This is a genomic window from Mesorhizobium sp. CNPSo 4688, assembly GCF_057784295.1.
Genome location: NZ_JBWLUY010000004.1, coordinates 432,157 through 458,962, shown reverse-complemented (window position 1 = coordinate 458,962; position 26,806 = coordinate 432,157). Strand labels below are relative to the sequence as shown.

The 26,806-nt window shown below is 62.7% G+C and carries 26 protein-coding genes, 1 pseudogene and 1 riboswitch; of the genes and pseudogenes, 13 read left to right on the top strand and 14 right to left on the bottom strand.

Annotation, left to right across the window (positions count from 1 at the left end):
* From AC04SH_RS10210 to AC04SH_RS10185, 6 genes and pseudogenes are all read right to left on the bottom strand, one after another.
* Positions 1-270 (bottom strand): NAD(P)-binding protein (locus AC04SH_RS10210; RefSeq protein ID WP_488574900.1); only part of this gene is annotated, 270 nt, incomplete at its 3' end.
* The gene (locus tag AC04SH_RS10205) at positions 270-836 is read right to left on the bottom strand and encodes an OsmC family protein (protein WP_142867679.1); all 567 of its coding nucleotides are present in this window, start codon (positions 834-836) and stop codon (positions 270-272) included. The genes AC04SH_RS10205 and AC04SH_RS10210, both read right to left, overlap by 1 nt.
* A gap of 111 nt (positions 837-947) precedes the next feature.
* Positions 948-1,124 carry a hypothetical protein gene (locus tag AC04SH_RS10200; RefSeq protein ID WP_192255001.1) on the bottom strand — a complete coding sequence of 59 codons (177 nt, stop codon included), beginning with the start codon at positions 1,122-1,124 and terminating at the stop codon, positions 948-950.
* Positions 1,125-1,329: 205 nt separating this feature from the next.
* Complete coding sequence (locus AC04SH_RS10195) at positions 1,330-2,676, bottom strand: NAD(P)/FAD-dependent oxidoreductase (RefSeq protein WP_488574899.1); 1,347 nt, start codon at positions 2,674-2,676, stop codon at positions 1,330-1,332.
* A gap of 126 nt (positions 2,677-2,802) precedes the next feature.
* Positions 2,803-3,910: pseudogene (locus tag AC04SH_RS10190) on the bottom strand (amidohydrolase).
* Between the two features lie 103 nt (positions 3,911-4,013).
* Positions 4,014-5,036: a substrate-binding domain-containing protein gene (locus AC04SH_RS10185; protein WP_455856921.1), complete on the bottom strand. Its 1,023-nt coding sequence runs from the start codon at positions 5,034-5,036 to the stop codon at positions 4,014-4,016.
* A 364-nt stretch (positions 5,037-5,400) separates the two neighbouring features.
* Between AC04SH_RS10185 and AC04SH_RS10180 the strand changes: the two genes are divergently transcribed.
* From AC04SH_RS10180 to AC04SH_RS10160, 5 genes are all read left to right on the top strand, one after another.
* Positions 5,401-6,756 (top strand): ABC transporter substrate-binding protein, encoded by a 1,356-nt coding sequence (locus tag AC04SH_RS10180; protein WP_192249306.1) that lies wholly within the window; start codon positions 5,401-5,403, stop codon positions 6,754-6,756.
* Between the two features lie 218 nt (positions 6,757-6,974).
* A complete protein-coding gene (locus AC04SH_RS10175) occupies positions 6,975-7,988 on the top strand; it encodes a carbohydrate ABC transporter permease (RefSeq protein WP_488574898.1) in 1,014 nt (337 codons plus the stop codon).
* A gap of 1 nt (position 7,989) precedes the next feature.
* Positions 7,990-9,144, top strand: a complete 1,155-nt coding sequence (locus tag AC04SH_RS10170; RefSeq protein WP_488574897.1) for a carbohydrate ABC transporter permease — start codon at positions 7,990-7,992, stop codon at positions 9,142-9,144.
* A 5-nt stretch (positions 9,145-9,149) separates the two neighbouring features.
* A complete protein-coding gene (gene bglA / locus AC04SH_RS10165; RefSeq protein ID WP_488574896.1) occupies positions 9,150-10,811 on the top strand; it encodes a beta-galactosidase BglA in 1,662 nt (553 codons plus the stop codon).
* A 65-nt stretch (positions 10,812-10,876) separates the two neighbouring features.
* Positions 10,877-11,989, top strand: a complete 1,113-nt coding sequence (locus AC04SH_RS10160; protein WP_192249318.1) for an ABC transporter ATP-binding protein — start codon at positions 10,877-10,879, stop codon at positions 11,987-11,989.
* 174 nt (positions 11,990-12,163) lie between these two features.
* Here the strand turns inward: AC04SH_RS10160 and AC04SH_RS10155 are convergent, their stop codons facing one another.
* From AC04SH_RS10155 to AC04SH_RS10145, 3 genes are all read right to left on the bottom strand, one after another.
* Positions 12,164-12,403: a DUF680 domain-containing protein gene (locus AC04SH_RS10155; RefSeq protein WP_488574895.1), complete on the bottom strand. Its 240-nt coding sequence runs from the start codon at positions 12,401-12,403 to the stop codon at positions 12,164-12,166.
* Positions 12,404-12,526: 123 nt separating this feature from the next.
* Positions 12,527-12,730, bottom strand: coding sequence for a DUF680 domain-containing protein (locus tag AC04SH_RS10150; protein ID WP_192249324.1), 204 nt, complete (start codon positions 12,728-12,730; stop codon positions 12,527-12,529).
* 80 nt (positions 12,731-12,810) lie between these two features.
* The gene (locus AC04SH_RS10145; RefSeq protein ID WP_112565560.1) at positions 12,811-13,014 is read right to left on the bottom strand and encodes a DUF680 domain-containing protein; all 204 of its coding nucleotides are present in this window, start codon (positions 13,012-13,014) and stop codon (positions 12,811-12,813) included.
* A 501-nt stretch (positions 13,015-13,515) separates the two neighbouring features.
* Positions 13,516-13,718: riboswitch (cobalamin riboswitch) on the top strand.
* 117 nt (positions 13,719-13,835) lie between these two features.
* On the opposite strand from AC04SH_RS10145, the gene AC04SH_RS10140 reads away from it, so the two are divergent.
* The 8 genes from AC04SH_RS10140 to AC04SH_RS10105 all read left to right on the top strand — a co-directional run bounded on the left by AC04SH_RS10140 (position 13,836) and on the right by AC04SH_RS10105 (position 21,629).
* Positions 13,836-15,083, top strand: a complete 1,248-nt coding sequence (locus AC04SH_RS10140; RefSeq protein ID WP_477233416.1) for an aromatic ring-hydroxylating oxygenase subunit alpha — start codon at positions 13,836-13,838, stop codon at positions 15,081-15,083.
* A gap of 78 nt (positions 15,084-15,161) precedes the next feature.
* Complete coding sequence (locus tag AC04SH_RS10135) at positions 15,162-16,262, top strand: FAD-binding oxidoreductase (RefSeq protein WP_477233734.1); 1,101 nt, start codon at positions 15,162-15,164, stop codon at positions 16,260-16,262.
* Positions 16,263-16,423: 161 nt separating this feature from the next.
* The gene (locus AC04SH_RS10130) at positions 16,424-16,849 is read left to right on the top strand and encodes a PqqD family protein (RefSeq protein WP_477233417.1); all 426 of its coding nucleotides are present in this window, start codon (positions 16,424-16,426) and stop codon (positions 16,847-16,849) included.
* Between the two features lie 58 nt (positions 16,850-16,907).
* Complete coding sequence (locus tag AC04SH_RS10125) at positions 16,908-17,957, top strand: serine kinase (RefSeq protein WP_477233418.1); 1,050 nt, start codon at positions 16,908-16,910, stop codon at positions 17,955-17,957.
* A complete protein-coding gene (locus tag AC04SH_RS10120; RefSeq protein ID WP_488574894.1) occupies positions 17,954-18,697 on the top strand; it encodes a glycosyltransferase family 2 protein in 744 nt (247 codons plus the stop codon). Before AC04SH_RS10125 ends, AC04SH_RS10120 begins: the two co-directional genes overlap by 4 nt.
* Positions 18,698-18,730: 33 nt before the next feature.
* Complete coding sequence (locus AC04SH_RS10115; RefSeq protein WP_477233420.1) at positions 18,731-19,483, top strand: glycosyltransferase family 2 protein; 753 nt, start codon at positions 18,731-18,733, stop codon at positions 19,481-19,483.
* Positions 19,483-20,160: a glycosyltransferase family 2 protein gene (locus AC04SH_RS10110; RefSeq protein WP_477233421.1), complete on the top strand. Its 678-nt coding sequence runs from the start codon at positions 19,483-19,485 to the stop codon at positions 20,158-20,160. Before AC04SH_RS10115 ends, AC04SH_RS10110 begins: the two co-directional genes overlap by 1 nt.
* Positions 20,160-21,629 carry a nucleotidyltransferase family protein gene (locus tag AC04SH_RS10105; protein WP_477233422.1) on the top strand — a complete coding sequence of 490 codons (1,470 nt, stop codon included), beginning with the start codon at positions 20,160-20,162 and terminating at the stop codon, positions 21,627-21,629. Before AC04SH_RS10110 ends, AC04SH_RS10105 begins: the two co-directional genes overlap by 1 nt.
* 24 nt (positions 21,630-21,653) lie before the next feature.
* Here AC04SH_RS10105 and AC04SH_RS10100 read toward each other — a convergent pair whose 3' ends face one another.
* The 5 genes from AC04SH_RS10100 to AC04SH_RS10080 form a co-directional block, all read right to left on the bottom strand.
* A complete protein-coding gene (locus tag AC04SH_RS10100; protein WP_477233423.1) occupies positions 21,654-22,394 on the bottom strand; it encodes an FAD-binding oxidoreductase in 741 nt (246 codons plus the stop codon).
* Entirely contained in the window at positions 22,391-23,002 is a 612-nt protein-coding gene (locus tag AC04SH_RS10095; RefSeq protein ID WP_477233424.1) for a molybdopterin-dependent oxidoreductase, read from the bottom strand. The genes AC04SH_RS10100 and AC04SH_RS10095 overlap by 4 nt, the downstream gene beginning before the upstream one ends.
* 135 nt (positions 23,003-23,137) lie before the next feature.
* Positions 23,138-24,658: a DegQ family serine endoprotease gene (locus tag AC04SH_RS10090; protein WP_488574893.1), complete on the bottom strand. Its 1,521-nt coding sequence runs from the start codon at positions 24,656-24,658 to the stop codon at positions 23,138-23,140.
* A 227-nt stretch (positions 24,659-24,885) separates the two neighbouring features.
* On the bottom strand, positions 24,886-25,635 hold the full coding sequence (locus AC04SH_RS10085; RefSeq protein WP_477233425.1) for an MBL fold metallo-hydrolase: 750 nt from the start codon (positions 25,633-25,635) through the stop codon (positions 24,886-24,888).
* On the bottom strand, positions 25,635-26,801 hold the full coding sequence (locus AC04SH_RS10080) for a diphosphate--fructose-6-phosphate 1-phosphotransferase (protein WP_477233426.1): 1,167 nt from the start codon (positions 26,799-26,801) through the stop codon (positions 25,635-25,637). Before AC04SH_RS10080 ends, AC04SH_RS10085 begins: the two co-directional genes overlap by 1 nt.
* Positions 26,802-26,806 lie beyond the last annotated feature (5 nt).

Sequence of the window (26,806 nt, the reverse complement as noted above, 5' to 3'; positions counted from 1 at the left end):
ATCGGCGACCTGCCCGGCGCTCATGTAGCCGTCCGGGTCGTCGCCCTGGTATGGGTAGTCGGGGAGCCGCGCCATCCAGTTGGGCGTGAGCAAGCGCAGCGAATCCCAGCGTTCCGTGCGCCAGCTATTCGCGACCTCGCCTCGCTCGAGAACCACATGTCTGAGCGAGTGCTGCCCCAGCAGATAGCTTATCGCCAGGCCTGAGTGACCGGCACCGATGACGACGACGTCAACGGTGCCGGCGATCCCGCGCGATGCGCTTTTGCTCATCAGGACTTGCTCGAGGTGACCGTTACATCGGTCGGGTTGGTGATCACGTCAAAGACGGCTGAGCGCTTCTGCGACTGCGCGACGAGAGCGGCGATGTCTTCCGCGCTGGCGTCCGCGTCAATATCGTAGTGCACTTTGATGCCGTCGAAGCCGTTGCGCACGTCCGGATCGATGCCGAGGATGCCCTGGATATTCATGCCCGCTTCGAGCGTGGCCTTGACCGAGTGGAGCTGGATGTTGCGATTTTGCGCAACAGCCGCGATGCCCGCGGTCAGGCAGCCTGCCAGGCCGACCAGCACAAACTCGACGGGTGTCGCCCCCTTGTCCTCGGACGCAAAGATTTCCGGATGATCGGACTCGAACTTGTAGGTCTGGCGATGCTTCTGTTCTGCGCCCAGGCCGAAGAATCCGTCCACGGTAGCTCGGTTGTGGGTTCCCTTGACCCACTCACTCGTCGCGCGCCACTTGAACCCTGCGGCCTCGGGGGCATCCTTCAGTGCCTCGCGGGCGCCAAGCAGGGCGGCTACGTTGACACCATTGGTAACGGTTTCCGTGTGTTTGGTCATATGTCGTACTCCTGTTGATAAATGAGGGTCCGACTTTTCAGCGGACGCATTGTCTTCCCACGGACGTATTGTACGCAGCATGGGAGTGGGCGTGGGATCGCCTGGCTTCGCTCAGAGAATCCGGCCCCAGCTGTTGGATGAGAGCCTTTTCTGGCGCGGCGTAACCGGCCAGCCAATATCCTTTTGAATTTCCAATGGCAGGCTGTTCAGAACGCGTTCGGATTTTCGTGCTTCACGGGCGTTTTTGATGGCCGCCCCGTAACGCGCGACCGTTTCAAACATGGACATGTTCTTCTCCTGTAGAGCTTTCGGTGTCTCAGGCTATGCCAACGCAGCCACTCAACAGTCTGTTAAATGCTCCACATCTGTATCTGCAAGGTTGCACCGAAACCGACGTTCGGTAACAAAATCGCAGATGAACTACGCGAGGGATTTTGGCTACGGGTGGCTGGACACGAAGGCGGCGACGAAGAGGCGGATACGCGCCACCAACTCAGAGGGCCGGACCCAACCGGACGGGGCTTCCATCATAGAAGCGCGACAGCCGAAAGCGGCTGAGGTCGTGCCCGGTCTCGTTTCCCGCGATCATGTCGGCAACGACGCGGCCGATCCCAGGCCCGATACCGAAGCCGTGGCCGCTCATTCCCGTCGCGACGAAAAGGCCGCCGACTGCCTCTACTCGATCCACGACAGGGACGACGTCGGGCATGGCGTCGATCATGCCGCCCCAGCCTGCCTTCAGGCGAACCGTCTCGAACTGCGGAAAGAGGTGCTTGAACTTGCGTTCTATCGAACGCAGACGGGCCCGTTCAGGGGCCGGGCTGAGCACACGCATTCTCTCGAAAGGGCTGCGCGTATCCGGCGCCCAATCGCGCGGCGTCGACCAGGCATCGGGGTAACCTGACGGCGCGAACGGAAAGTAGCGTGTTCCCAGCGGATTGTCCCTGAGGGCCGGAAGGTATTTGGTGGCGTGACGGAATGCGTCCGGCCCCACGTAGTGCAAATGGCTGCCGCCCGCGGCGAGCGTGTAGCCGCCATCCTGCCGGCGCCTGAAAGCGATGTGTTCGTCAGTCGCCGCACCTGCATAGATCTCGGGCAAGGGATCCGTTGCGGCTACGGTTACCCTGACGCTGAGCTGGGGGATGGAGACGCCGTGTCTTCTTAGGAATAGGGACGACCAGGCGCCTCCGGCGACCAGTACGGTTGAGGCCTCGATATACCCCGCCTCGGTCCACAACCCTTTGACCCTGCCGGCCGAGATCTCGAGGGTTCGCGCTGCGCAATTCTCTACGATTTTGACACCCTTTCGGACGGCAAGCCGGGCAAGCGCCGGCACCGCCAGCCAGGGCTCAGCACGCATGTCGGACGGCGTCGTCATCGCGCCCTTGAATGTGCGCGACATGCCTTTGATGAGCTTCGCAGTTTCGCCACCGTCCAGGAGGCGCGTGTCGAGCGCATGGATCGCGGCGATCCTCATGAACGCTTCAAAGCCGGCCATGTCCTTGTCGGTGTTCGCCAGATAGGTCACGCCTGTCCGGGTCAACCCGATGTCTTCGCCGCACTCCTCAGCCAGTTGCCGCCACAGGCGAATAGCCTCGATGACGATGGGTAGCTCGTCGGCATCTCGTCCCTGCTTCCTGATCCAGCCCCAGTTGCGGGACGATTGCTCTGCCGCAATGCGTCCCTTTTCCAGCAGCGTCACCGGGATGTTCCGCGCCGCAAGGAAAAGCGCTGTCGTTACGCCGATAACACCGCCACCAATGACCACCACCTCCGAACTCTTCGGCGGTGGACCTGGATGCTGGATTGGATCCGTTTCGGAGAACGGGAATGTGGGCAAGTGGCGCACCTGTAGGCTGGTCGATGGCTCTGGCTTACTCGTTGCCACCCCCTAGAAGCCAAATCAAGGACAGGGCCAGGCAGACCGTTGTCCCACGGCCCACAGCTCCGAACTTTCACAGGCCTTCTATGCGGAGTTTATCGACATTGCCGTCTCGACCAGACGCGTCCAGTACGAGACCCCATAGGGAATTGTCGCGTCGTTGAAATCGTATGACGCGTCATGCAAGCTGGCAGTGTCGCCATTGCCGATGAGCGCGATGTTGCCGGGCCGCTCTTCAAGCATGAACGCGAAATCCTCGGACCCCATGAGCTGAGGATGCTCGGCATCAACGGCTTCCATGATGTCGTGCGCGACAGACCACTGGATAGAGGCTCCTGAACTTGACCGTCGCGGCCGCCCCGTAGGACGCGGCAATGCCTTCCGAGATTTCGGTGATGCGCTGCTGCATCATGTCCCTGACCTCGGGATCGAACCAGCGCGCGGTGCCGCGCATCAGCGTTGATTGCGGGATCACCGCTCCTGAACCGCCGCCATTCAATAAGCCGATGTTTATGACCCCGCTCTTCAGCGGATGGACGTTGCGCGCGATGATGGTTTGCAGAGCTATCAAAATGTTGGCAGCGGGGAGTAGCGTGTCGGCGCCCGCCTGCGGACTGGCCGCGTGAGCGCTCTTGCCTTCGATGGTGATGCGAAAGCTGGCCACGGCAGCGCCGAACGGCCCGGTGCGGGTGGCGAAATGGCCGATCGGCAGCCCGGGCTCGTTGTGAAGGGCGAACACTTTCTCGATGCCCCAGCGGCTCATCAACCCGTCATCGCACATGGCTTTCGCGCCGGCGCCGCCCTCTTCCGCAGGCTGAAAGATCAACACCGCCGTGCCATCGAAATTGCGCGTATCCGCGAGCGCCCTCGCGGCGCCCAGCAGCATCGCCGTGTGTCCGTCATGGCCGCACGCATGCATCCTGCCAGGGATCTGCGATGCGTAGGAAAGGCCGGTCGTTTCCTCGATCGGCAGCGCGTCCATGTCGGCGCGCAAACCGATCACTTTGCCGGAGGGCCGGCTTTTTCCCGCAATGACCCCGACGACACCGCTGATGCCGACACCCTCGGTGACGCTGTCGCAGCCAAACGCCCTCAGCTTGTCGGCTACGAACGACGAGGTGCGCGGTAGCTCATATCGGAGTTCGGGATGTGCGTGCAGATCACGGCGCCACGCAATGATCTCGTCGTACATGATCCGCAATCCTTTCGACGGCCTATCGCGTCCTTCGATAATCGCACAGAAGAAGCGGTCCATGAAGGCGTCAGCGGCCGTTGAGACTGTTGGATCTTTAACCCTAACCCGGCGCGCCCGCCACCGAGCCCCTGACCACCAGGTCGACCGGCCAGACCTCACCGCGGGCGCCTTCCTCCAGGCCGGAAATGCGGGCCGCCAACCGCTCGGCGACGCGGGCGCCGGCAAGGCGGATCGACGAGCGTGTCGTCGACAGCGGAACGGAAAAATTTTCCGGCTTCAGCCATGGAAAAACGTCGTCATGGGCAATCAACGACAGGTCGCCGGGAATGGTCAGGCCAAGGTCGCGCACCGCGCGCACGACGCCGAGCGACATGATCAGGCTGGAGCAGGCGATCGCGGTTGGCGGTTCGCTCTGTTCGAGCAGGCGCCGCGCGGCGCGATAGCCGTTCTCCTCGGTCATCGTCACCGAGCAGACATGGCGCTCGCCGAGTGTCAGGCCGCTGGCGGCCAGCGCGCGGCGCATGCCGCGCTCGCGGTGGATGGCGAAGGTCTCGCGGTCGTCGCCATTGATGAGCGCGAGCCGCCGATGACCGAGCTGGACCAGCAGCCGGGCCGCCTCGTGGAAGGCGCCCTCATTGTCGATGTCGGTGAACGGATAGTCGAAATCGAAGCCGTCGCTGCGGCCATGGACGATGAAGGGAATGCCCAGCGTGTTGACCAGCGCCACCCGCCGGTCGGCCGGCCGCGGCGAGGAGATGTAGACGGCGTCGACCTGGCGATTGGCGACGATGCGGCGATAGGTGGTCTCCTGGTCGTCGGCGTCTGCCGGCGACAGAACGAGGTCGAGTTCGTGCGAGCGGGCATAGTCGCCCAGGCCGGAGAGGAACTCGACAAAATGCGGATCGATATCGACCGAGGCGCCGGTCGGCAGAACATAGCCGATCATGCCGGTCTTGCCGGTCGCCAGCCGGCGCGCGCTCGGGTTGGGCCGGTAGCCGTGGCGCTTGGCGGCATCCACCACGCGCCGGCGGGTTTCCTCGTTGACCTCCGGATAGCCGTTCAGCGCACGGCTGACCGTTGTCTGCGACAGAGCCAGCATATGGGAGAGCTGTTTCAGGTTCACTGGGAGGCCTCCAAGCCTCAAAGCGCTTTTAATTTTGGATCCGCACGGACGCCATGACGGGCGCTGCCGAACCATGGGACCATACGCACTGGTCCGGCCAGTTTGAAGCATAATACGCTGCTGCATCGCCAAAAAACTATGCTGCAGTGCACTTTATCAAGTGTTGCAGCCCGAAATTAAATCGGTTAGCCCGCTACCCTCTTGACTTCCGTCGGATTCAATGGCGAGATCAAAAGGACCAAAGCGCTTTGGAAGACTCTTTCGAAAGGTTGCGGTTCCTTTCCGAGTGAGTCACAGTCCTGCGGCGTCGGCGGACGGAATGGAGGTTCCGTCCGGGTGTATGTGACCACTGGGAGGAATACCGATGAAGAAGATGCTTCTGCTTGGCGCCGCGTTTGCAACGCTCGCCCTGAGCCTGCCGGCGCAAGCCGAACTGAAATTCAAGCCGGGTGAAGACAAGCGCTTCAACTGGGCCAACTACGAAGAGCTGAAAAAGGTCGATCTCAAGGGCGAGACGCTGACCATCTTCGGACCCTGGCGCGGCGAGGACGAAGGTCTCATCCGCACGGTTCTCGAGTATTTCCAGGAAGCCACCGGCGCCGAGATCAAATACTCCTCGTCGGAGAATTACGAACAACAGATTGTCATCGACACTCAGGCCGGCAGCCCGCCCAACATCGCCGTGCTGCCGCAGCCGGGCCTGATCCAGGATCTGGCCTCCAAGGGCCTGCTGACGCCGCTCGGCGACGACACCGCCAAATGGGTCAAGGACAATTACGGCGCCGGCCAGTCATGGGTCGACCTCGGCACCTTCAAGGACAAGGACGGCAAGCCGGGCTTCTTCGCCTTCCCCTACAAGGCCGACGTGAAATCGCTGGTCTGGTACTCGCCGGACAATTTCGAGGAAGCCGGCTACAAGGTTCCCAAGACCCAGGAAGAGCTTGCCGACCTCGAGAAGAAGATCATCGCCGACGGCGGCACGCCGTGGTGCATCGGCCTCGGCTCGGGCGGCGCCACCGGCTGGCCGGCGACCGACTGGGTCGAAGATATCATGCTGCGCACCCAGGCGCCTGACGTCTACGACAAGTGGGTGAAGAACGAGATTCCGTTCAACGACCCGGCGGTGGTCAACGCCATCGACATCTTCGGCAAGATCGCCACCGACGACAAGATGGTCGATGGCGGCGCCAAGGCGGTTGCCGCGACCGACTTCCGCGACAGCCCCAAGGGCCTCTTCTCGGTTCCGCCGAAATGCTACCTGCACCATCAGGCCTCGTTCATCCCGACCTTCTTCCCGGAAGGCACCAAGGTGGGCCAGGATGCCGACTTCTTCTACTTCCCGCCCTATGCGTCCAAGCCTGAACTGGGCACGCCCGTGCTCGGCGCCGGTACGCTCGCCATGATCACCAAGGATTCGAAGGGTGCACGCGCCTTCATCGAATTCCTGAAGATGCCGCTGGCGCATGAAATCTGGATGGCCCAGGGCGGCTTCGTGACGCCGCTCAAGTCGGTCAACAAGGATGCCTATGCCAGCGACGCGCTGAAGAAGCAGGGCGAAATCCTCGCCAATGCCTCGACCTTCCGCTTCGACGGTTCGGACCTGATGCCGGGCAAGATCGGTGCCGGCGCCTTCTGGACCGGCATGATCGATCTAGTCGGCGGCAAGTCGGCCCAGGATGTCGCAACCGACATCCAGAAGAGCTGGGACGCGATCAAGTAATCAGCGGCCAAGCAATCAGCGGCTAGTCAGCAGCCGCTCAGGCTGCAGTTCTAGGCCGTCCTCCACAGACTGGATCCGGGCCTTGTTGGTCCGGATCCAACCGGCGCCGTACGCCGGACCGATTTGCGTTCGTTCGTTCCGAATAACTTAAATCGGCGCATTGCCACATCGCCAGGGCTGTTCAAGGCCCGGCCGATCATGCGCAGGGAGAGGGACCCATGGCTGCTCAGATCTTATCGGCCATTTTTGTCATCATCATCGGCGTCGGCGGCTGCGTCGCCTATTTCTGGGGCGCCAACAAGCTGGTCGACCTGATTTTCCCGTCGCGCGGCGTCGCCGGGGCAGCGGCCATCGACAATCTGCGCCGGCAAGGGCTGGTCCGTCCGTGGCTGTTCGTCGGCCCGGCGATGATCATCCTCACCGTCTATCTGATCTATCCTGTGGTGGCGACGCTGTGGCTTTCCTTCTTCGACCGCGGCGGCACCAGTTTCGTTGGCTTCGCCAATTATCAATGGGCGTTCGGCGACCGCGAGTTCCGCAACTCGATCCTCAACAACATCATCTGGCTGGCGGTGGTGCCGGCGGCGTGTACCTTCCTCGGGCTGATCATCGCCGTGCTCACCGACAAGATCTGGTGGGGCACGATCGCCAAGAGCCTGATCTTCCTGCCGCTGGCGATCTCCTTCGTCGGCGCAAGCGTGATCTGGAAATTCATCTACGAGTATCGCGGCGAGGGCCAGACGCAGATCGGCCTGCTCAACGCCATCATCCAGTATTTCGGCGGCCAGCCGCAGGTCTGGATATCTCTGCCGTTCTGGAACAATTTCTTCCTGATGATCATCCTGATCTGGATCCAGACCGGCTTTGCCATGGTCATCCTGTCTTCGGCGCTGCGCGGCATCCCCGAGGAGACGCTCGAAGCCGCGGTCATCGACGGCGCCAATCCGTTCCAGATCTTCTGGAAGATCATGGTGCCGCAGATCTGGGGCACCATTGCCGTGGTCTGGACGACGATCACCATCCTGGTGCTGAAAGTGTTCGACATCGTGCTGACCATGACCAACGGCCAATGGAACAGCCAGGTGCTGGCCAATCTGATGTTCGACTGGATGTTCCGCGGCGGCGGTGATTTCGGCCGCGGCGCCACCATCGCCATCATCATCATGATCGCGGTCATCCCGATCATGGTCTGGAACATCCGCCAGGCGAACAAAGAGACGGGAGGACATTGAGATGGCCGTCGCGACCGGAAAATCCTTTGGCAGCCGTTTCGGCGTCCACATCGCCGTGCTCATCTTCGTCGCCATCTGGACCGTGCCGACGCTCGGCATCCTGGTCTCCTCGCTGCGCGACAAGGACCAGATCATCGCCTCTGGCTGGTGGAACTCGTTCTCCAGCTCCACCCAGACCGAAGCCGGCCGGTTGCCGGCTGCCTCGGCGCAGGTCGAGAAGGACGGCAAGTTCGTGCTTGCCGGCAACATTTTCGGCGATGCTGCCGCCCGCAACATCAGCGCTTTCGGCGTCAAGTCGGCGGCGCCGACGCAATATCCGGCCGGCACGACTGCCGATCTCGGCGACGGCGTCACCTTGCAGCTCAATGCTGACGGCACGTTCGTCATGTCGTCGCCGAAAGCCTTTGAGGGCGACCGTGGCCAACGCGTCTACTATGCCTCGTCGGCGCCGCCGAAATTCACCACCGACAATTACAACACGGTGCTGTTTTCGGAAGGCATCGGCCGCTCGTTCATGAACTCGCTGACCGTCACCATTCCGGCGACCGTCATCCCGATCCTGATCGCGGCCTTCGCCGCCTATGCGCTGGCCTGGATGCGCTTTCCCGGCCGCGCGCTGCTGATCGCCGTCATCATCGGCCTGCTGGTCGTGCCGCTGCAGATGTCGCTGATCCCGTTGCTCAAGCTGTACAACGGCGTCGGCACTTTCTTCGGCGTGCCGTCGAAAACCTATCTCGGCATCTGGCTGGCGCATACAGGCTTCGGCCTGCCCTTCGCCATCTATCTCTTGCGCAGCTATATCGCCGGCCTGCCGCGAGAGATCATGGAATCGGCGCGTATCGACGGCGCCAGCGATTTCGAGATCTTCGTCAAGATCGTGCTGCCGCTGTCGTTCCCGGTGCTGGCCTCCTTCGCCATCTTCCAGTTCCTGTGGGTGTGGAACGACTTGTTGGTGGCGATGGTTTTCCTCGGCACCGAGGGCGATCAGATCGTGCTGACCGCCAAGCTCAATGCGCTGCTCGGTTCGCGCGGCGGCGACTGGGAGATCCTGACGACATCGGCCTTCGTCACCATCATCGTGCCGCTGATCGTGTTCTTCTCGCTGCAGCGCTATTTCGTCCGCGGGCTGCTGGCCGGCTCGGTCAAAGGAGGTTGAGACTGATGCAATCCGCTTTGAAGGCGACTTCGAAACCCGATCTCGCCGTCGATCGCGACTGGTGGCGGGGCGCGGTGATCTACCAGATCTATCCGCGCTCCTACCAGGACTCCGATGGCGACGGCATAGGCGACCTCAAGGGCATCATCCGCAGGCTGCCCTACATCGCCTCGCTGGGTGTCGATGCCATCTGGATTTCGCCCTTCTTCAAGTCGCCGATGAAGGATTTCGGCTACGACGTCTCGGACTATTGCGACGTCGATCCGATGTTCGGCACGCTCGCCGATTTCGACGCGCTGGTGGCGGAAGCCCATCACCTCGGTCTCAGGGTGATGATCGACGAAGTGTTGTCGCACACCGCCGACATCCATCCATGGTTCAAGGAAAGCCGCGCCAATCGGGCTAACCCGAAGGCCGACTGGTATGTCTGGGCCGACGCCCGGCCGGACGGCACGCCGCCCAACAACTGGCTGTCGATCTTCGGCGGCTCGGCCTGGCAGTGGGACACCAGCCGCCAGCAATATTACCTGCACAATTTCCTGTCCGAGCAGCCGGACCTCAACTTCCACAATCTGGAAGTCCAGGACGCGCTACTCGACGTCACCCGCTTCTGGCTGGAGCGCGGCGTCGACGGCTTTCGCCTCGACACCATCAATTTCTACTTCCACAGCCAGGGGCTGGAGAACAACCCGCCGCTGCCGCCGGAAGAGCGCAACGACCAGACCGCACCCGCCGTCAATCCGTACAACTACCAGGACCATATCTACGACAAGAGCCGGCCGGAGAACCTCGCCTTCCTCGAACGGTTCCGGGCGCTGCTCGACGAATATCCGGCGACCGCCGCCGTCGGCGAAGTCGGCGATTCGCAGCGTGGGCTGGAAGTGGTGGCCGCCTACACGGCCGGCGGCAAGCGCGTCCATATGTGCTATTCCTTCGACTTCCTGGCGCCGGAAAAGATCAGCGCCGCCAAGGTGCGTCAGGTGCTGGAAGCCTTCGGCAAGGTCGCCAGCGACGGCTGGTCATGCTGGGCTTTCTCCAACCATGACGTGATGCGTCCGGCTTCGCGCTGGGCTGCCGATGAGGCCGATCCGGCCGCCTATCTCAAGGTGATCTCGGCGCTGCTGATGTCGCTGCGCGGCTCGGTCTGCCTCTATCAGGGCGAGGAGCTTGGGCTGGGCGAAGCCGAGCTCAAGTTCGAGGACCTGCAGGACCCCTATGGCATCCGCTTCTGGCCCGAATTCAAGGGTCGCGACGGCTGCCGCACGCCGATGGTATGGGATGCAACCGCCAGCAATGCCGGCTTTTCGACGGCCAAGCCGTGGCTGCCGGTGCCGGGCAAGCATTTGTCGCAAGCGGTCAACGTGCAGCAGGGCGATGCCGCCTCGCTGCTCGAGCACTACCGGCGCTTCCTCGGCTTCCGCCGCCAGCATCCGGCGCTGGCCAAAGGCGACATCGAGTTCATTGAAAGCGAGGGCGACACCGTCGCCTTCACCCGCCGCGAGGGTAATGAGCAGATCGTCTGCGTCTTCAATCTAGGCAGCAGGCCGGCCGAGGTCGATCTCGGCCAGGCGCTGCAGCCCTTGGCCGGGCACGGTTTCTCGGGACAATCCGGCACAGGCTCCATCCGCCTCGGCGGCTACGGCGCCTGGTTCGGGCGCATCGACTGAGTTTTGACGAAACGGAATTTCTTGAGGAAATCTGGGTTCTCTAGGGAAATCACTGGGAGGAAATCATGGCCGATGTCACGCTGAGACAGGTGAAGAAATCATACGGCAATCTGCACATTCTCCACGGCATCGACCTCGACATTAAGTCGGGCGAGTTCATCGTCTTTGTCGGCCCGTCGGGCTGCGGCAAGTCGACCTTGCTGCGCTCGATCGCCGGACTTGAGGAGATCACCTCCGGCGAGTTGAAGATCGCCGGCGAGGTCGTGAACGATGTGCCGCCTTCGAAGCGCGGCATTGCCATGGTGTTCCAGTCCTATGCGCTTTATCCGCACATGACGGTCTACGACAACATGGCGTTCTCGATGAAGATCGGCAAGGAAAGCAAGGCCGAGATCGACAAAAGGGTGCGGCAGGCAGCGGAGATCCTGCAGCTGACCAAATATCTCGACCGTCTGCCCAAGGCGATGTCGGGCGGCCAGCGCCAGCGCGTCGCCATCGGCCGCGCCATCGTGCGCAACCCGAAAGTGTTCCTGTTCGACGAGCCGCTGTCGAACCTCGACGCGGCACTGCGCGTCGCCACCCGCATCGAGATCGCCAAGCTCAAGGAATCGATGCCCAACACGACGATGATCTACGTCACCCACGACCAGGTCGAGGCGATGACGCTGGCCGACCGCATCGTGGTGCTGAAGGACGGCCATATCGAGCAGGTCGGCACGCCGATGGACCTCTACAAGAAGCCCGGCAATCTGTTCGTCGCCCAGTTCATCGGCTCGCCGGCCATGAATATCTTGCCGGCGACAATCGACAAGACCGGCGACCCGACCATCGTCAGCCATGTCGGTGGCCGCAAGGCCACGGTGCCGATTGCGACGCCGGCGTCCGCCAAGGGCGCGGCGGTCAGCTTCGGCGTGCGGCCGGAAGATCTGTCGGTTGCCACCGGCACGGAGTATCTTTTCGAAGGCGTGGTGGACTATGTCGAGCAGCTCGGCGAGGTCCAACTGGTCTATGTCGACATCGGCCGCGCCGACCTGCCGCTGGTGACCAAGCTGCCCGGCAATGTCGAGGTCAAGCGCGGGGCGAAGCTGCGGCTGACTGCGGATGCCGGCGACCTGCACATCTTCGACGCCGACGGGCATTCCTTCTCGCTCAAGCCGGTGGAAGTGAAGGCGGCCTGAGATCGGCGCGTCGTATTGGCATGAAAAAAGAGCGGCGGGCCAGGCCCGCCGCTCTTTTTGGAAATTTCGGCTGTTAGAGCAATTCCAGGAAAAGTGTGAGCGGTTTTCCGTCCGGGAATTGCGAAAAACAAAGAGATAGGGCGGTTCGCCGTTTCTGTGAAACGGTGAAACGTTCTAGCGGTTGCCGAAGAGGTTCCGGTCGCTGCCTTGCGGGGCGGACTTCTGTACGTCGCCCGACGAGTTCAACAACTTGTAGACCGGCGAACCGGTGTTGGGCACCGACGACGTCCGGGTGTTGTCGACGTTGACGGTCGCCTTGTTGTCGACGGCGCTAGAGCCGACATTGTCGTTGCGGGCATAAGCACTGCCGGCGGCAACCAAAAGCGCAGCGGCAGCAAGAGCGATCTTCTTCATGTCAAGTCTCCTGAATTTTCATCATGTGGCAGAGCGGTTGGTGATCACGCCGCTCTGCAGCTTGTTCGATGTTCGACTGGGATCGTTGTCCGAAAAACTCTGAGGTCAGATCCCGATCGTCTGTTAGCGACCGAAGAGGTTACGGTCGGCGCCCTGTGCGGGGGCCTGAGCAGCCGAATCCGACTTCGCAACCGAAGCCGTGTGGCCACTATCGGTCGACGTAACCGCAGGCTGGTTGGCGCCGTTCGAACCATAGTTGTCACTGGCGGCGAAAGCGCTGCCGGAAACGGCCAGAACGGCGGCGGCAGCAACGATGATCTTTTTCATTTTAAATACTCCTGAATTTCTTCGAGATCCCAAGACCGGCGGACAGGCCGCTACGCTTTTGTTTGGATCGGGATCAGCTGTTAACGGCCGAAGAGGTTGCGGTCGCTGCCCTGAACGACGGGCTGCTTGTCAGCGGGCGCCGACTTCTGAATGGAAGCCGTATACGAGCTGTCAACCGCGGCAGCGGGCTGGTTCGCACCATTGGAACCATAATTGTCGCTACCAGCGAAGGCGCTGCCGGTGATGGCCAAAACGGCCGCGGCAGTAAGGATGATCTTTTTCATTTTTAGTACTCCAGTTTTGCTGTCCGTCTAGCGGCGTGTGGTGGGAGCAATTCGCGTCGTTCGGACAGCCCCGATGTGGGAAAGCCATAGGCTGGTTTCCAATCACGAAGTTGTTCCGGCTGGGCCATGATTTCACCTCTTGTAATTTTCATAAGCATGCCTACCATCTTACTTTATGTAAATAATACAAAGGCTTATGTGGCCATGCCATCCGGCTCACCGAGTGTGTCCGGGCGTCAGCGTTCACACTGTCCTGCACGCATTGTCAACAGAAACGAACCGTTCGGTTCGATTTTAGAAACTGCTAATAGTCACTTTTCGATACCGTTGACGTGTTTTTCCTTAGTCGGCAGTCTGATTCGAGGTGAGTTGCGAGGGCCGCGATCCGCCCCGAAAACAACACCGTCAGCCCCACGATCGTCTGCCGCCGCGTTTGTCGTGCGTGTCGCGCCGCATGGAGACGATGTCGCTTTCATGCCGATGTCGCGATCGCTGCCGTGATTAGATGATCGCATCTCAGGTGCCGCTTCGTGACGACGGAGCGGAGAATTGGGAAGCCGGTCAGAATCCGGCGCTGCCCCCGCAACGGTGGTGGAGTTCAAGTCGCAACGGGAGACCACTGGGCGAGAAGCCTGGGAAGGTGTCGCGATGGTCCGCAAGGACAACTCCAGAGCCCGGAAACCAGCCCGAGATGCTTGAACTCGACTGATCGCGGTGGGCGGTCAAGAGGTGGATAGCGCATGCCCGGCGTGTTGCCGGCCTGCGGCCGATCCTTCCTCCATCACCACCAAGTTCAGTCCTTAAACCACGAGGACAGAACTATGGATGCGCGCAACGATATGCTGAGGCTCTTGAACGGCCGCAAGCAAGGCTTTTCGCTCGAGCAACCCTTCTACACCGACCCGGACTATTTCAAGCTCGACATGGAGCTGATCTGGTATCGCGACTGGCTGTTCGTCGGCCATGATTGCGAACTGCCGAAGCCCGGCAGTTATATCACTGTGCAGATCGGCGACTATCCGGTGGTGCTCGTCCGCGACCAGAAGGGCAACATCAACGCCTTTCACAATTCCTGCCGCCATCGCGGCAGTCGCGTCTGCAACACCGACAAAGGCACGGCGGCAAAGCTCGTCTGCCCCTATCACCAGTGGACCTACGAGCTCGATGGCCGCCTGCTCTTCGCCCGCCAGATGGCCGAGGGTTTCGACAAGAGCCAGTTCGGCCTGAAGCCGGTCGCCTGCGAAAGCGTGGCCGGGTACGTCTTCATCTGCCTGGCGAAAGAACCCGCAGACTTCGCGCCGATGCGGGCCATGATCGAGCCCTACCTCAAGCCGCACCGGCTGAGCGAAGCCAAGATCGCTTTCGAATCGACCATCGTCGAGAAGGGCAACTGGAAGCTGGTCTGGGAAAACAACCGCGAGTGCTACCACTGCGCCGGCAACCATCCGGAACTCTGCAAGACCTTCCCGGAAGCGCCGACGGTAACCGGCGTGCAGGGCGCCGACAGCGATCCGGAGATGCTGGCGCATTGGGCGAAATGCGAAGCGGCGGGCCTGCCGAGCAAATTCCGCATCGATCCGGCCGGACAATACCGCGCCACCCGCGCGCCGCTGCTGCGCGATGCCGTCAGCTACACGATGACGGGAAAGCGCGCGGTGACGAAGAACCTCTCAGACACTGTTGCCGCCGACCGCATCGGCACCTTGATGCACTACCACTATCCGACGACCTGGAATCACATCCTGATCGACCATGCAGTGACCTTCCGGGTGCTGCCGATCAGCGCCACCGAAACCGCAGTGACGACCAAGTGGCTGGTGCACAAGGATGCGGTCGAGGGCGTCGACTACAATCTTGAAGAGCTCACCCATGTCTGGACCGAAACCAACGACCAGGACCGCCGCATCGTTGAGGAAAACGCCTTCGGCATCCTGTCGCCGGCCTATGAGCCTGGCCCCTATTCGGAGCTGCATGAGGGCGGCGTGATCCAGTTCGTCGAATGGTATGCAGCCTTCATCGGTCCGCGCCTCGCCGAAGGCGGCCGGCCGGCGCTGCGCAGCGTCGCGTGAGCTCATGTCGCCCAAAAGTGTATCGCGGTTTTGGGATCACGACATGAGCAGAGCAAAAAGGACAGAGGGATGAATGCGATGACGGATCTTGGGCTCTATCGCCATCTCGACCAGATGGCGCCGTGGAACGACAGGCTGCAGGTGCTGGAAGTGATCGGCGTCAGCGACGAGGCGCCTGACGTCAAGACCTTCACCTTCCGCTCCGACAACCAGACCTGGTTCCGCTACAAGCCGGGCCAGTTCGTGACGCTGGAGCTGCCGACACCGGACGGGCCGCTGATGCGCACCTACACGCTGTCGTCGTCGCCGTCGCGGCCGTTCTCGATCGCGGTGACCGTGAAGGCGCAGGCCGGCAGCATAGGCACGCGATGGATGTTCGACCATCTGACGCCCGGCTCGCACGTCAAGGCCTACGGACCGGCCGGCGACTTCTCGTTGCACAGCCACCCCGCGGCCAAATATCTGTTCATCTCGGCCGGCTCCGGCGTGACGCCGATGATGTCGATGCTGCGCTGGCTGAACGACTGCGCGCCATGGACAGATGTCGGCTTCGTCAATTGCGCGCGGCGTGCGGAAGAGATCATCTTCCGCAAGGAACTTGAACTGCTCGGCGGTCATATGCCCGGCCTGTCGCTCGGCTTCATGATCGAGGAGCGCTCGAGCCGTGAAGGCTGGTACGGCCATATGGGCCGCATCGACGCGATCCGGCTGCCCTTGCTGGCGCCCGATTTCCGCGAGCGCGAAATCTTCTGCTGCGGCCCCGATCCATTCATGCGCGCCGTGCGCGGCATGCTCGATGCCGCGGGCTTTGACATGACGAAGTATCATCAGGAGAGCTTTGCCGCGCCCGCGGTGGAGGAAGTCCCGGCGCCGTTTGCCTCACCCGCTGAAGACGGCACTGCTGTCCCTGTCGAAGCCGTCACGCCGATCCGCTTCTCGCTTTCGGCGGTCGACGCCGACTGCGTCGCCGGCCAGACCGTGCTGCAGACGGCGCGCAGCTCGGGCGTGCGGATACCAGCCGCCTGCGAGTTCGGCCTGTGCGGCACCTGCAAGGTGAAGAAGGTCTCCGGCGATGTCGAGATGAGCCACAATGGCGGCATCCTCGACCATGAGATCGATGACGGTTTCATCCTTGCCTGCTGCTCGAAACCGCTGTCGGCGCTCGAAATCGAGGCCTGAGCCGGCCTGCGTCACCGCAACCGACCGCCCCGCCCGGACACGATGCCCGCGGACTTTGTCTTGCCAAAGAAAGGCCAACTGGTTAGAGGCCTTTTCAGCGGAGCTTGGCAGACCGCGAACCGGCGCGATTTCTTCCAGGGGTCTGAAAGGGGAATGGAGCGATGCAGCAACGGGTCTACGCTATAGCAAGCAAAGACATCGTTTTCGAGTCTTTCGATGGCGAGGCCGTCGTTCTCGACCTTTCGAATGGCAAATATTTCGGCTTTTCCGATTCCGGCAGCCGGGTCTGGCAGGCGCTGGCGTCGGGTGTTGATGCCCAGGCAGTGGCCAGGGCGACGGCTGGTGGCGGTACAACCATAGCGCTGGCCGACCTCGAACGCTTCATCGCACGACTGCTCGACTTCGGGCTCATCGTTCCGGCCGAGACGCCGGCGCAACCGCTTCCAGACGATCTCAAGGCTGAATTGGCCGCCACCAGCGAGCCGCTCAAGGTCGATGTCCATGACGACCTTGCCGATCTCATCATCGTCGACCCGATCCACGAGGTCGAGGAACCCCTCGGCTGGCCGGCGGTCAAACAGGCGTAGACGTTTCTCCAAGGTGAACCGGAGCATTCGCCACACCGGAGGCCGAAATAGCCAGGCCATGCCCTCGATCACGCTGCAAACCCTGCCGGATTATGCTCGCCATGTGCTGGCTGCCGCGGAAAGCGCTGCGACGGACTATCCGGTCACCGCCAAGGTTCGGCTGCCAGGGCTTTACCTGAGCGTGCATCTCGACCATGGCTCGTTGGCGGAGGCCATGGGCCATGCCTTCATACCGGCTCCGGATGATCCGTCTGCATCTGGCGACTGCGGCATTTTCGTCGTCCATCCGGGTATCGGTGGCGTCGCCGCTCCGGCGAGCTGGGGCCGTGGCGAGTACAACCATCATGCCTTTGCCAACAGGCTGGCCGAAGCTGGGCTGCGCGGCAGCTACTATCATGACCTGGATTTCTGGCAGTTCTACGATCCGCAACGCCATGTCGGGGCGCAGCTGATGGTGTCGGCCGACGCCTTTCCGCCGTGGGAGCAGGCGGCGCCGCTGCGCGCGTTCCTGCATTGGGAATATGCGGCGCGCGGCATGCGGCTGACCCATGCCGGCACGCTGGGCACTGGCGGCAAGGGCGTGCTGCTGGCCGGCTCCGGTGGGGCCGGCAAATCGGGAACCGTCGTTGCCGGCCTCATCAACGGCCTCGACAGCGTCGGAGACGACTATGTGCTGATCGACAGGACCGATCGCGTGACGGCGCGGCCGCTCTTTGCCACGCTCAAGCAGGACCCGGAAGGGTTTAGGCGGCTGACGCTGAAAGACCGGCTGAAATCCTACCAACCGCTGAACTGGCAGGGCAAACATGCCTTTCACATTAACGAGATTGCCCCCCGGCCGATCCCTGCAAGTGTGGACATTGTTGCGTTGATGGTGCCCCATATCAGCGGAGGAGAGAGAAGTTCGATCATGCCCATATCGCGCAAGGATGCCATGATCGCCCTGGCGCCTTCCGGCATCGTGCAGATGCCGGGCGAGCGAGAGTCAGGCTTTCGTTTTTTCAGCGAGCTCACCCGCGATCTGCCATGCTACCGGCTATCGCTGGGGGCTGAGCCGCGGGAGATCGCCGGCAGGATCGCCGATTTTATAGGGCGAAGCAGTGTATGAGACTGAGCATCATCATGCCTGTCTGCAACCGCGAACTCCATGTCGTTCCGGCCCTGCGTTCGCTGCTCAGGCAACACGAGGCCGCCGATCTCGACATTATCGTCGTCGACGACGGCTCAACCGATGGCTCCGCTGACGCCGTCCGTACCCTGATGAGGGAAGCACCGTGTATCCGGCTCTTCCAGCAGGCCAATCAGGGTGTAGCCAAGGCCCGCAATGCGGGCCTGAGGCAGTTGCTGCCGCAGACCGAGTTCGTGTCGTTCCTGGACTCCGACGACATCTCGCCAGCCGGGCGGTTCAAGGCCGACCTTGCCCTGTTCGAGTTCGATCCGGCTCTCGAGCTAACCTACTCGCTGATGACCAAAGTCATTGTCATGGACGACGAGGCGCTTCAGCCGGCGCCGGGCGCCGACAGCGTCACCATGCGCGGTATCAGCCTGAGCGCGGCCATATTCCGCAAAGCGCTCATCGACCGAATTGGCACTTTCGACGAGGATTTCACGCAAAGCGAAGACACCGACTATCTGTTGCGCATCTTCGAAACCGGCCCAAGGCATGTTCTGCTCGATACCATTGCCGTCTACTACAGGCGGCATCCCGGCAATCTGACCAAGCAGAATGACGTCGCGGTGCGCGAATATCTGCGTGTGATCCTGAAATCCATGCGCCGGCGAAAGGCCGATCCATCGCTGCGCCCGGTCGAGGGGCTTTTCGAGATCCGGCGCACGGCAGATTGGTGATAGGATGAATAGGTCACAGTCCGGGATGCGTGCATGAAGCTGAGCGTGATCATGCCGGTGTATAACCGCGAACGCTATGTCGGCTCTGCGCTGCGCTCGCTGCTCAGGCAGCGCGACGCCGCCGATCTCGACATCATTGTCATCGATGACGGCTCGACCGATGGCTCTGCAGAAGTGGTGCGCTCGATTATGGACGAGAATTCGTGCATCCGCCTGTTCCGGCAGTCCAACATGGGCGTGACCCGCACGCGCAACACCGGTCTCGGCCTGCTTCTGCCGGAAACGAAATTGGTGTCTTTCCTCGATTCGGACGACATTTCGCCGGCCGGCCGCTTCAGGAACGATCTCGCCTTTTTCGAAACCGACCCCAGCCTTGACCTGACCTATTCGTGCATGACACTGGTCGATCATCTCGACGACGCGACGCTGGAGCCAGCCGCCGACAGCCATAGCATCACGGTTCGCGGCATTCATCTGTCGGCAGGAGTCTTCACGCGTCGACTTGTCGAACGGATCGGCGGCTTCGATACGGATTTCAACCAGGCCGAGGACACCGACTACCTGTTGCGCATCTTCGAAAGCGGACCGAACTACGTCATGCCTGATACAGTGGCGCTTTACTACCGGCGCCATCCCGGTAACATGACCAGGGAAGCCGATGTCCAGTCTCGTGAATTTATGCGCGCCGTCTTCAAATCGATGAAGCGCCGCGAGGCCGACCCCTCGCTGCGGCCGATCGAAGGCATCTTCGATCTCAGGCCACTCGCGGATTGGCGGTTCATGTGATGGCCAGCTACGGCGTCGTGATTCCGGCCTTCAACGCGGTCGGCACCATCGCCGAGACGCTGCGCTCGGTTGCGGCACAGACGGTCAAGCCCGACGCCATTGTCGTCGTCGATGACGGCTCGACCGACGATATTGCAGCGGTTATCGCTCCGCTAAACATACCGGTCACGCTGCTGCGCCAGGAAAACGCAGGCCCCGGCAGCGCTACCACCAGGGGCATCACCGCGCTGTCGACGCCGCTGGTCGCGACGCTCGACGCCGACGATCTGTGGCTGCCGACCAAGATTGAAAAGCAGCTGGCGCATTTTGCTCGGTTTCCGGCGACGGCAGGCGTCTTTACCCATATGGACACTTTCCGCAATGACCGGCCGGACATGCCGGACGCCGCCGCTGGACCCGGCTGGTCACGCACGACGATGATGATCCGCCACGAGGTGGCCGACACCGTCGGCCCTATCATCGATCCGCAAGGTGGCCGCGGCGAGATGATCGATTGGATTGCCCGAATGCGCGAGGCAGGCTTTGTGCTGGCCATGCTCGACGAGGTCCTGGCCTTGCGCCGCATCCGGCCCGGCAGCATGTCCTACGGACGCGACCCAGTGCGTGATCGAGGCTATCTCGAAGTTGTAAGGCTGGCCATGCAAAGGCGAGCAGGAAAGAAGACGGGCGCCGAATGATGGCCAGCGATCTTCGCAGCATCGGCCGCCGGTTCCCCGACTATGGCTGGTCATGGCCGACCGGCGGGCTCGACCAGCTTTTGAAGGCAGCGCTGCTGCCCGATGAAGAGGCGGCCGGCCGCCATGCTGCGCGCTGGCTCGATGAGAACGATATCGACCACGTCGCCTTCCGCGAGCACCGGTTGCTGGCCGCGATTTCCGACAGGTTCGGCCGCAAGCTCGCCGGCCACCCGGCGCATCCACGCCTTGTCGGCTTGCAAAAAATGCTGTGGACCAAGTCGCGGCTGGCGATGCGCGAGGCCGAGCCGGCGCTGCAGGCCATGATCGATGCCGGCAGCGCGGTCATGCTGATCAAGGGCGCCAGCCGCATCGCCGTCAACGCATCCGCGCAACGCGGCCGGGTGGCGCACGACATCGATATATTGGTGCGCCCGCAAGATATGGTTGCTGCATTCGACGTGCTGCGCGACCGCGACTGGCAGATCGCCACCGGCGTCAGCCCGCAATATCTGCGCACCCGGCTGGCATCCTTGCGTTCGATGAATTTCTTCAAGGGCAGTTTCGGCGACATCGACTTGCATCAGCAGGCCTATGACGGATCGCAACAAAGCGCAGAAGACGATTTGGCGATATGGCAACGGGCGCAGTCCGCCGAGTTCAACGGCGTCAGCCTGCTTGTGCCCTCGCCCGCCGACCGCATGGCGCTCGCTATTGCGCATGGTGGCCTCGATGCCCACACCCACAGCGACTGGCTGGTCGACTGTGCGGTTGCCATCCAGAGCGGCGAAGTCGACTGGGAGGTGTTCGCCAACATCGTCGCCAGGCGCCGTCTCGCCGTCGCTGCGGCGGTGGCGCTCTCCTATCTTCGTCTGGAAATCGGCATCGAGGTGCCGCCGGCCGAATTCGCACGGACGGTGGCGCTGGCTGATCGCGCCGGCCTGTCGCGCTGGTCGTCGGTTCTGCAAGCCAAGCCGCGCACTGATTTCGGCGGCCTTGTCTGGCTGTCGCGGGGCGTTGCCAAGCAGCTGCGCCTGAAACGCAAGAAAGGTCGCCTGCAGCAGACGGCCCCCGAAGTGGTCTGGCGCGGCAGGTCGATGTCACGCAAGGCAAAGCCGGCGCTGGCGCCGTTCGCGCTTTCGCAGCCCCTTCCTCGCCCGGATAGTGCCGGGGACATGATGCTGGACGTGACCGTCAGGATCGTCGTTCCGCCAGTCCGCCGCCGCATCGAGATGGAGATTAATGTCGGCGGCAGCCATATCGCCCGCCTGCGCTCGCTGGTGATCAGCCGCGCCGGTGGCGAAAAAGTACTGCATTTTCGCGGCCGCGTCAGCCTGGAGGAAGCTCGGCAGACGCTGGTGCTCGAAGCCCGGCCGTCTCGCCAGTTCCGAACCTGGGACAATGAGGCCGATGTCGCCGCGTATGGCGCGCTGCCGTTCCAGTTGATGTCGGCACGGTTTTCACCGGCCTGATAACAGTAACTGCTCAGAAACTGCTCAGACACCGTAGCGCTCGGTGCGGATGATGTCCGCTGATATGCCGGCGTCGATCAGCGCCTGGGCGGCCGCCGAGACGAAGGCGTTCGAGCCGCAGACGAAAGCGAGCGCCGGCGGCAGCGGCAGCCGCGCGAGCGCCTGCATCACCATTGCCGTGTCGATGCGCCTTGAATAGTCGGACGGGCGGTGTGCGGCCTCGCGAGTCAGCGTCAGCACCAGGTCGAAACCGTCACGGCGATCGTCGAGACCGATCAGCTCGTCGCGAAAGATCACCTCGTCCCAGATCCGCACCGAAAACATCAGCGCGACCGGCGCCACGGATTTGCGCAAGGTCCGGTGACGCACCATCGCCATCAGCGGCACCACGCCGGAGCCGCCGCCGACCAGAAGCAGCGGCCCGCCATCGCTGTCGGACCAGACAAAATGGCCGCCAAGCGGTCCGCGCAGCTCGATCTCGTCGCCGACCGCCGCCACCTCGTGGAAAAATGGCGAAACCTCGCCGTCGTCGAGTTTTTCGATCGCCAGCTCGATCGTGGCGCCGCTCTCCGGTGCCGAGGCGATGGAATAGGAGCGGCGCGCCTGGTAGCCATCAGGCGCCGTCAGCCGGACGTCGACATGCTGTCCGGCGCGGTATGCAAAAGGCCGCGACAGCGCGAAGAAGAAACTGGTGACGCGCGGAGTGCGCTTTTCGATCCGGGTGATTTTCGCCGTCTGCCAGGGAGATTGCGGCGCTTCGCTCATGGATCGCCGCTATAGCGCTGCTCGCGCCACGGATCGCCATAGATGTGATAGCCGCGCAATTCCCAGAAACCCGGCTCATCGCGTTCTGTAAATTGCAGCCCGTTCAGCCATTTGGCCGACTTCCAGAAATAGAGATGCGGCACCAGAAGCCGCGCCGGACCGCCATGGTCGGGTGTGATCGGCTTGCCTTCATAAAGCAGCGCCACCATCGCCTTGCCGGTGGTGAGATCCTTGGCCGGCACGTTGGTGGTGTAGCCGTCATATCCATGCGCCAGCAGGAAATTGGTTGGCGCTTCGATGCCGGCATCGGCGAGAATGTCGTCGACCAGAACGCCTTGCCAGGCCGTGTCGAACTTGGTCCAGGCGGTGACGCAATGGATGTCGCGCGTCATCTTGGTCAAGGGCAGCGCGTTGAACTCGGCCCAGTTCCATTTCTTGATGGGGCGCGGCCCGTGCTTGAGCGTGAACGACCAGTCCTCGGTGCGCACGCGCGGCGTCGGTCCGGCCGACAGCACCGGAAAACCCTGTTCGAGATATTGCCCGGGCGGGATGCGCGCGTCGGTCTCGGTTGGAGGCTTTCGACCGGAGGAAAAACCGCGAGTGACCATCTCAGACTATCCGTTTGCAGTAGGCCATTACCGACCTGCCGCAGTGTTCTCGAAGATGTGCTAGCGGGCAACAGGAATCTTGGGCGGCGTGGCAGGCCCGCCAGGATCACCTCGGGGGGCCTGCCGCATCGTGCTTCAGCCGGCGGCGAAGGGCACGGCGACGAAGATCTGCGCGTCGCCACGGTCGACCAGAAGCAGCACCGACTTCCGGCCCGACCTGCCCGCCTCGGCGATCGCCTGGTTGGCCTGCCTTGCGTTGCGCACCGGAGACTGGTCGACGGCGACAATGACATCGCCCGGTTGCAGGCCGGCATTGGCGGCCGCCTTGTCCGGATTGACGCGCTCGACCACGGCGCCGCGTTGGTTGGACGCCAAGTTTAGCTCCTCGCGGATATCAGGCGTAAGGTCGGTCAGGCCGAGGCCCAGCGAGGGAACGCGAAGCGCCTGGCCGGCCGAAGGCTTTTGATTGTCGTCCTCGGTCGAGGCCGACTTCACATCGTCGCTGTTGCGGCCAACATCGGCGGAGATCTGCACCGTCTTGCCGCCGCGCCAGACGTCGAGCGTTTCCTTCGCGCCGGGCGCGACATCAGCGACGGCGCGCGACAGGTCCTTGGGATCCTTGATCGGCTCGCCGGCAAAGCTGGTGATGACGTCGCCGGTCTTGATGCCGGCCTTTGCCGCCGGCGATCCTTCCGTGACCTCGGAAACCAGCGCACCGCCCGGATGATCGAGGCCGACCGCACCCGCCACATCCGGCGTCACCGGCTGGATCTGCACGCCGAGATAGCCGTACTGGATGTTGCCGCCCTTCATCAGCTTGGCGACGACCTTTTGCGCCTGGTCCGACGGAATGGCGAAGCCGACGCCGACACTGCCGCCATTGGGCGAATAGATCGCCGTGTTGATGCCGACGACATTGCCGGCGACATCGACCAGCGGGCCGCCGGAATTGCCGTGGTTGATCGGCGCGTCGATCTGGATGAAATCGTCGAACGGACCGCTGTTGAGGTCGCGGCCGCGCGCCGAAACGATGCCTGCGGTGACCGTGGTGCCGATGCCGAACGGATTGCCGATGGCGAGCACCTGATCGCCCGGCATGAGCTTGTCGGAATCGCCCCATTTGACCGTCGGCAGCGGCTTGTCCGCCTTGATCTTGAGCACCGCGAGGTCGTTCTTGGCGTCGTGGCCGACCAGCTTGGCGGGAAGCTCGGTGCCGTCGTCCAAGGTGACCTTGATCGACGTGGCGCCGTCAATGACGTGGTTGTTGGTGACGATGGTGCCGTCGGCGTCGACAATGAAGCCGGAGCCCAGCGCCTCGGCGCGCTGCGCCTGCTGTGGCGGCGTCTTCGGCATCGGGATGCCCTGGTCACCGAAGAACTGGCGGAAATAGTCGTCGAAGGGCGAATTGCCGCCGAGCTCCTCGCTCATGTCTTGCGGCTGTGCCTTCATGACGGTGGTGACGGTCACCACCGCCGGCTTGTCGACGGCCACGATTGGGGCGAAGGAGCCGTTGGGGGCCGTTATGCCGGCGACAGGGGTCTGGGTCGTGGCAACTGTGGAGCCAGCACTTTGCGCGAAAGACGCAATGAAGGGGCTGACGATCAGCGCAGCGCCCAGCAAGGCCGCGACGCGATGTCTGCGAAGTATGTCTGACATGGTCGTTTGTCCGGGCGAGAGATGATCCGGCGCCGTGGCCGTTCCGGGAGAGAATCGGCCATCAGCGTGTCGGCGGTCGCGGTTGCCCGTCTCGCCTGGCATGGCAGCCGGCCGGATCGACAGCCCTGCATCTAGGGTACGGATCGGCCCGATTTAGGGTTTTTGCGCCACCTTACGAAGATTTAATTTCCGCTCACATTTTCGTTAGACGGCAGCGGAGCCAGCCTTCAACGGCCTTCTGTGCGTCTGAGATAAGCGGTAGCGATCTCGCGCATTCGATCGCCGTCGAAGCTCGGCCCGTGGCCGCCATGGCCGAGGCGAACAGGCAGGTCGAGCAGCCTTTGCATGGTTCGGCGATAGTCTGATCGGGACGAATCCGGCAAATCGTCGATCAGCATGGAATCGTAGATGGCGTCGCCGGCAAAGAACAGGCCGTCCGCCTCGTCGAACAGCGCGATCGAATCCGGAGAATGTCCGGGCAGGTGCAGGACACGGAATTGCCTGTCGCCGAGGTCGACGATGTCGCCTTCGTCCAGTGTGCGCGTCAACGGCGCCGGCGGAATCTTGTAATCGGCCGCAGTCCAGCCTGGCCCCGGCAATTTCGAGACCGCACCGTCGAGATTGGTGAACATGTAGGCGTAGGTCACTGTCTCGTTCATGGTCTCGAAATGCTCGGCACTGTGCCGGGGCCCGGCGCGCAGCGGAAACTCGTGCAGCGAGCCGACATGGTCGAGATGGATGTGGGTGGCCACAGCGATGAGCGGCTTGCCCTGCGGCGTATCGATCTCAGGTGCCAGTGGACAGATGCCCATGCCGGTATCGACGAGCAGGTCGGCGTCGAGTCCCCTAAAATGCCAGATGTTGGCGCGCACGAAATCATGCACGAACGGTTCGGTCAGCATCGTTGTGCTGGCATCGATGACGGTCTTGCCAAACCAGTCGCCGATCACCCGTTCCCCGCCAAAACGGTCGCCCATCAGACGAAGGGCTTCCCGACCTTGTATTTTTCCGGCACCAGGCGCTTCAAATAGGCCATGCCGGCTTCCGACAGCTGGTTGACGTCGGGCTTCATGAAATCGTCTGGCATATGGCGCGTCTTGCCGGCGACGTTCTTCAGCGGCACCTTCTTCAGCACGGTTTTGCTGCCGTCATATTGCAGCGCCACCGAGCCGCCGCCTTCCCCGGCAACGGCAACCGCGAAGGCGCCGGCATCGAAGGCCTCCTGCGCGTCGACAGCGCTGATCGCGCCGATATAGCCGCGCGGCATGTAGCCCAATGCGTCGACCCGCGCACGCTTGCCCGGCAGGCCTTCGGCGAGCGCCCGTTCGAGCGCCGCCGGCAGGTCGCTGCCCGACAGCTTGACGTTGCCATGCGCGTCGCGCTCCAACTTGTCCGGCGGCACCAGGCTTTCGACGAGCGCCTTGCCGTCGGCGGTGCTGACGCCTTCGGAGACGGCGACGATGCAGCGCTTGTGGCGGTCGAGCGAGGCGCGCACGTCGTCGATGAAGCCGGCGGCCGAGAATGGCCGCTCCGGCACGTAGACGAGATGCGGGCCGCTGTCGGGATCGAGCTGCCAGGCGGCGGCTGCGGCGGTGAGGAAGCCGGCATGCCGGCCCATGACGATGCCGACATAGATGCCGGGCAGGGCGCGGAAATCGAGATCGACGGACAGGAAGGCGCCGGCAACGAACTCGGCCGCCGAGATGAAGCCCGGCGTGTGGTCGTTCTCCTCGAGATCGTTGTCGATGGTTTTTGGCGCATGCACGAATGCGATGCTGCCGCCGGCGGCGTCGGTCAGGATCTGCTGCGTGCCCGACGTGTCGTTGCCACCGATGTAGATGAAGGCGTCGGCGCCCGCCTTCTTCAGGCCATTGAGGATGACGTCGCAATAGGCGGCATCCGGCTTGTCGCGCGTCGAGCCGAGGGCGGCGCTCGGCGTTCCGGCGATCAGCCGCAGCCGATCCTCGGGGATGGCCGACAGGTCGACATAGTTGCCGTCACGAATGCCGCGCACGCCATGGATGGAGCCCAGCACCTTGGCGCCGGGATGGCGCTTGCGGATTTCCAGCGTGGCGCCGACGACCGTCTGGTTGATGACGGCAGTCGGGCCGCCGCCCTGTGCGATGACAAACGTTCCAGCCATGCTTG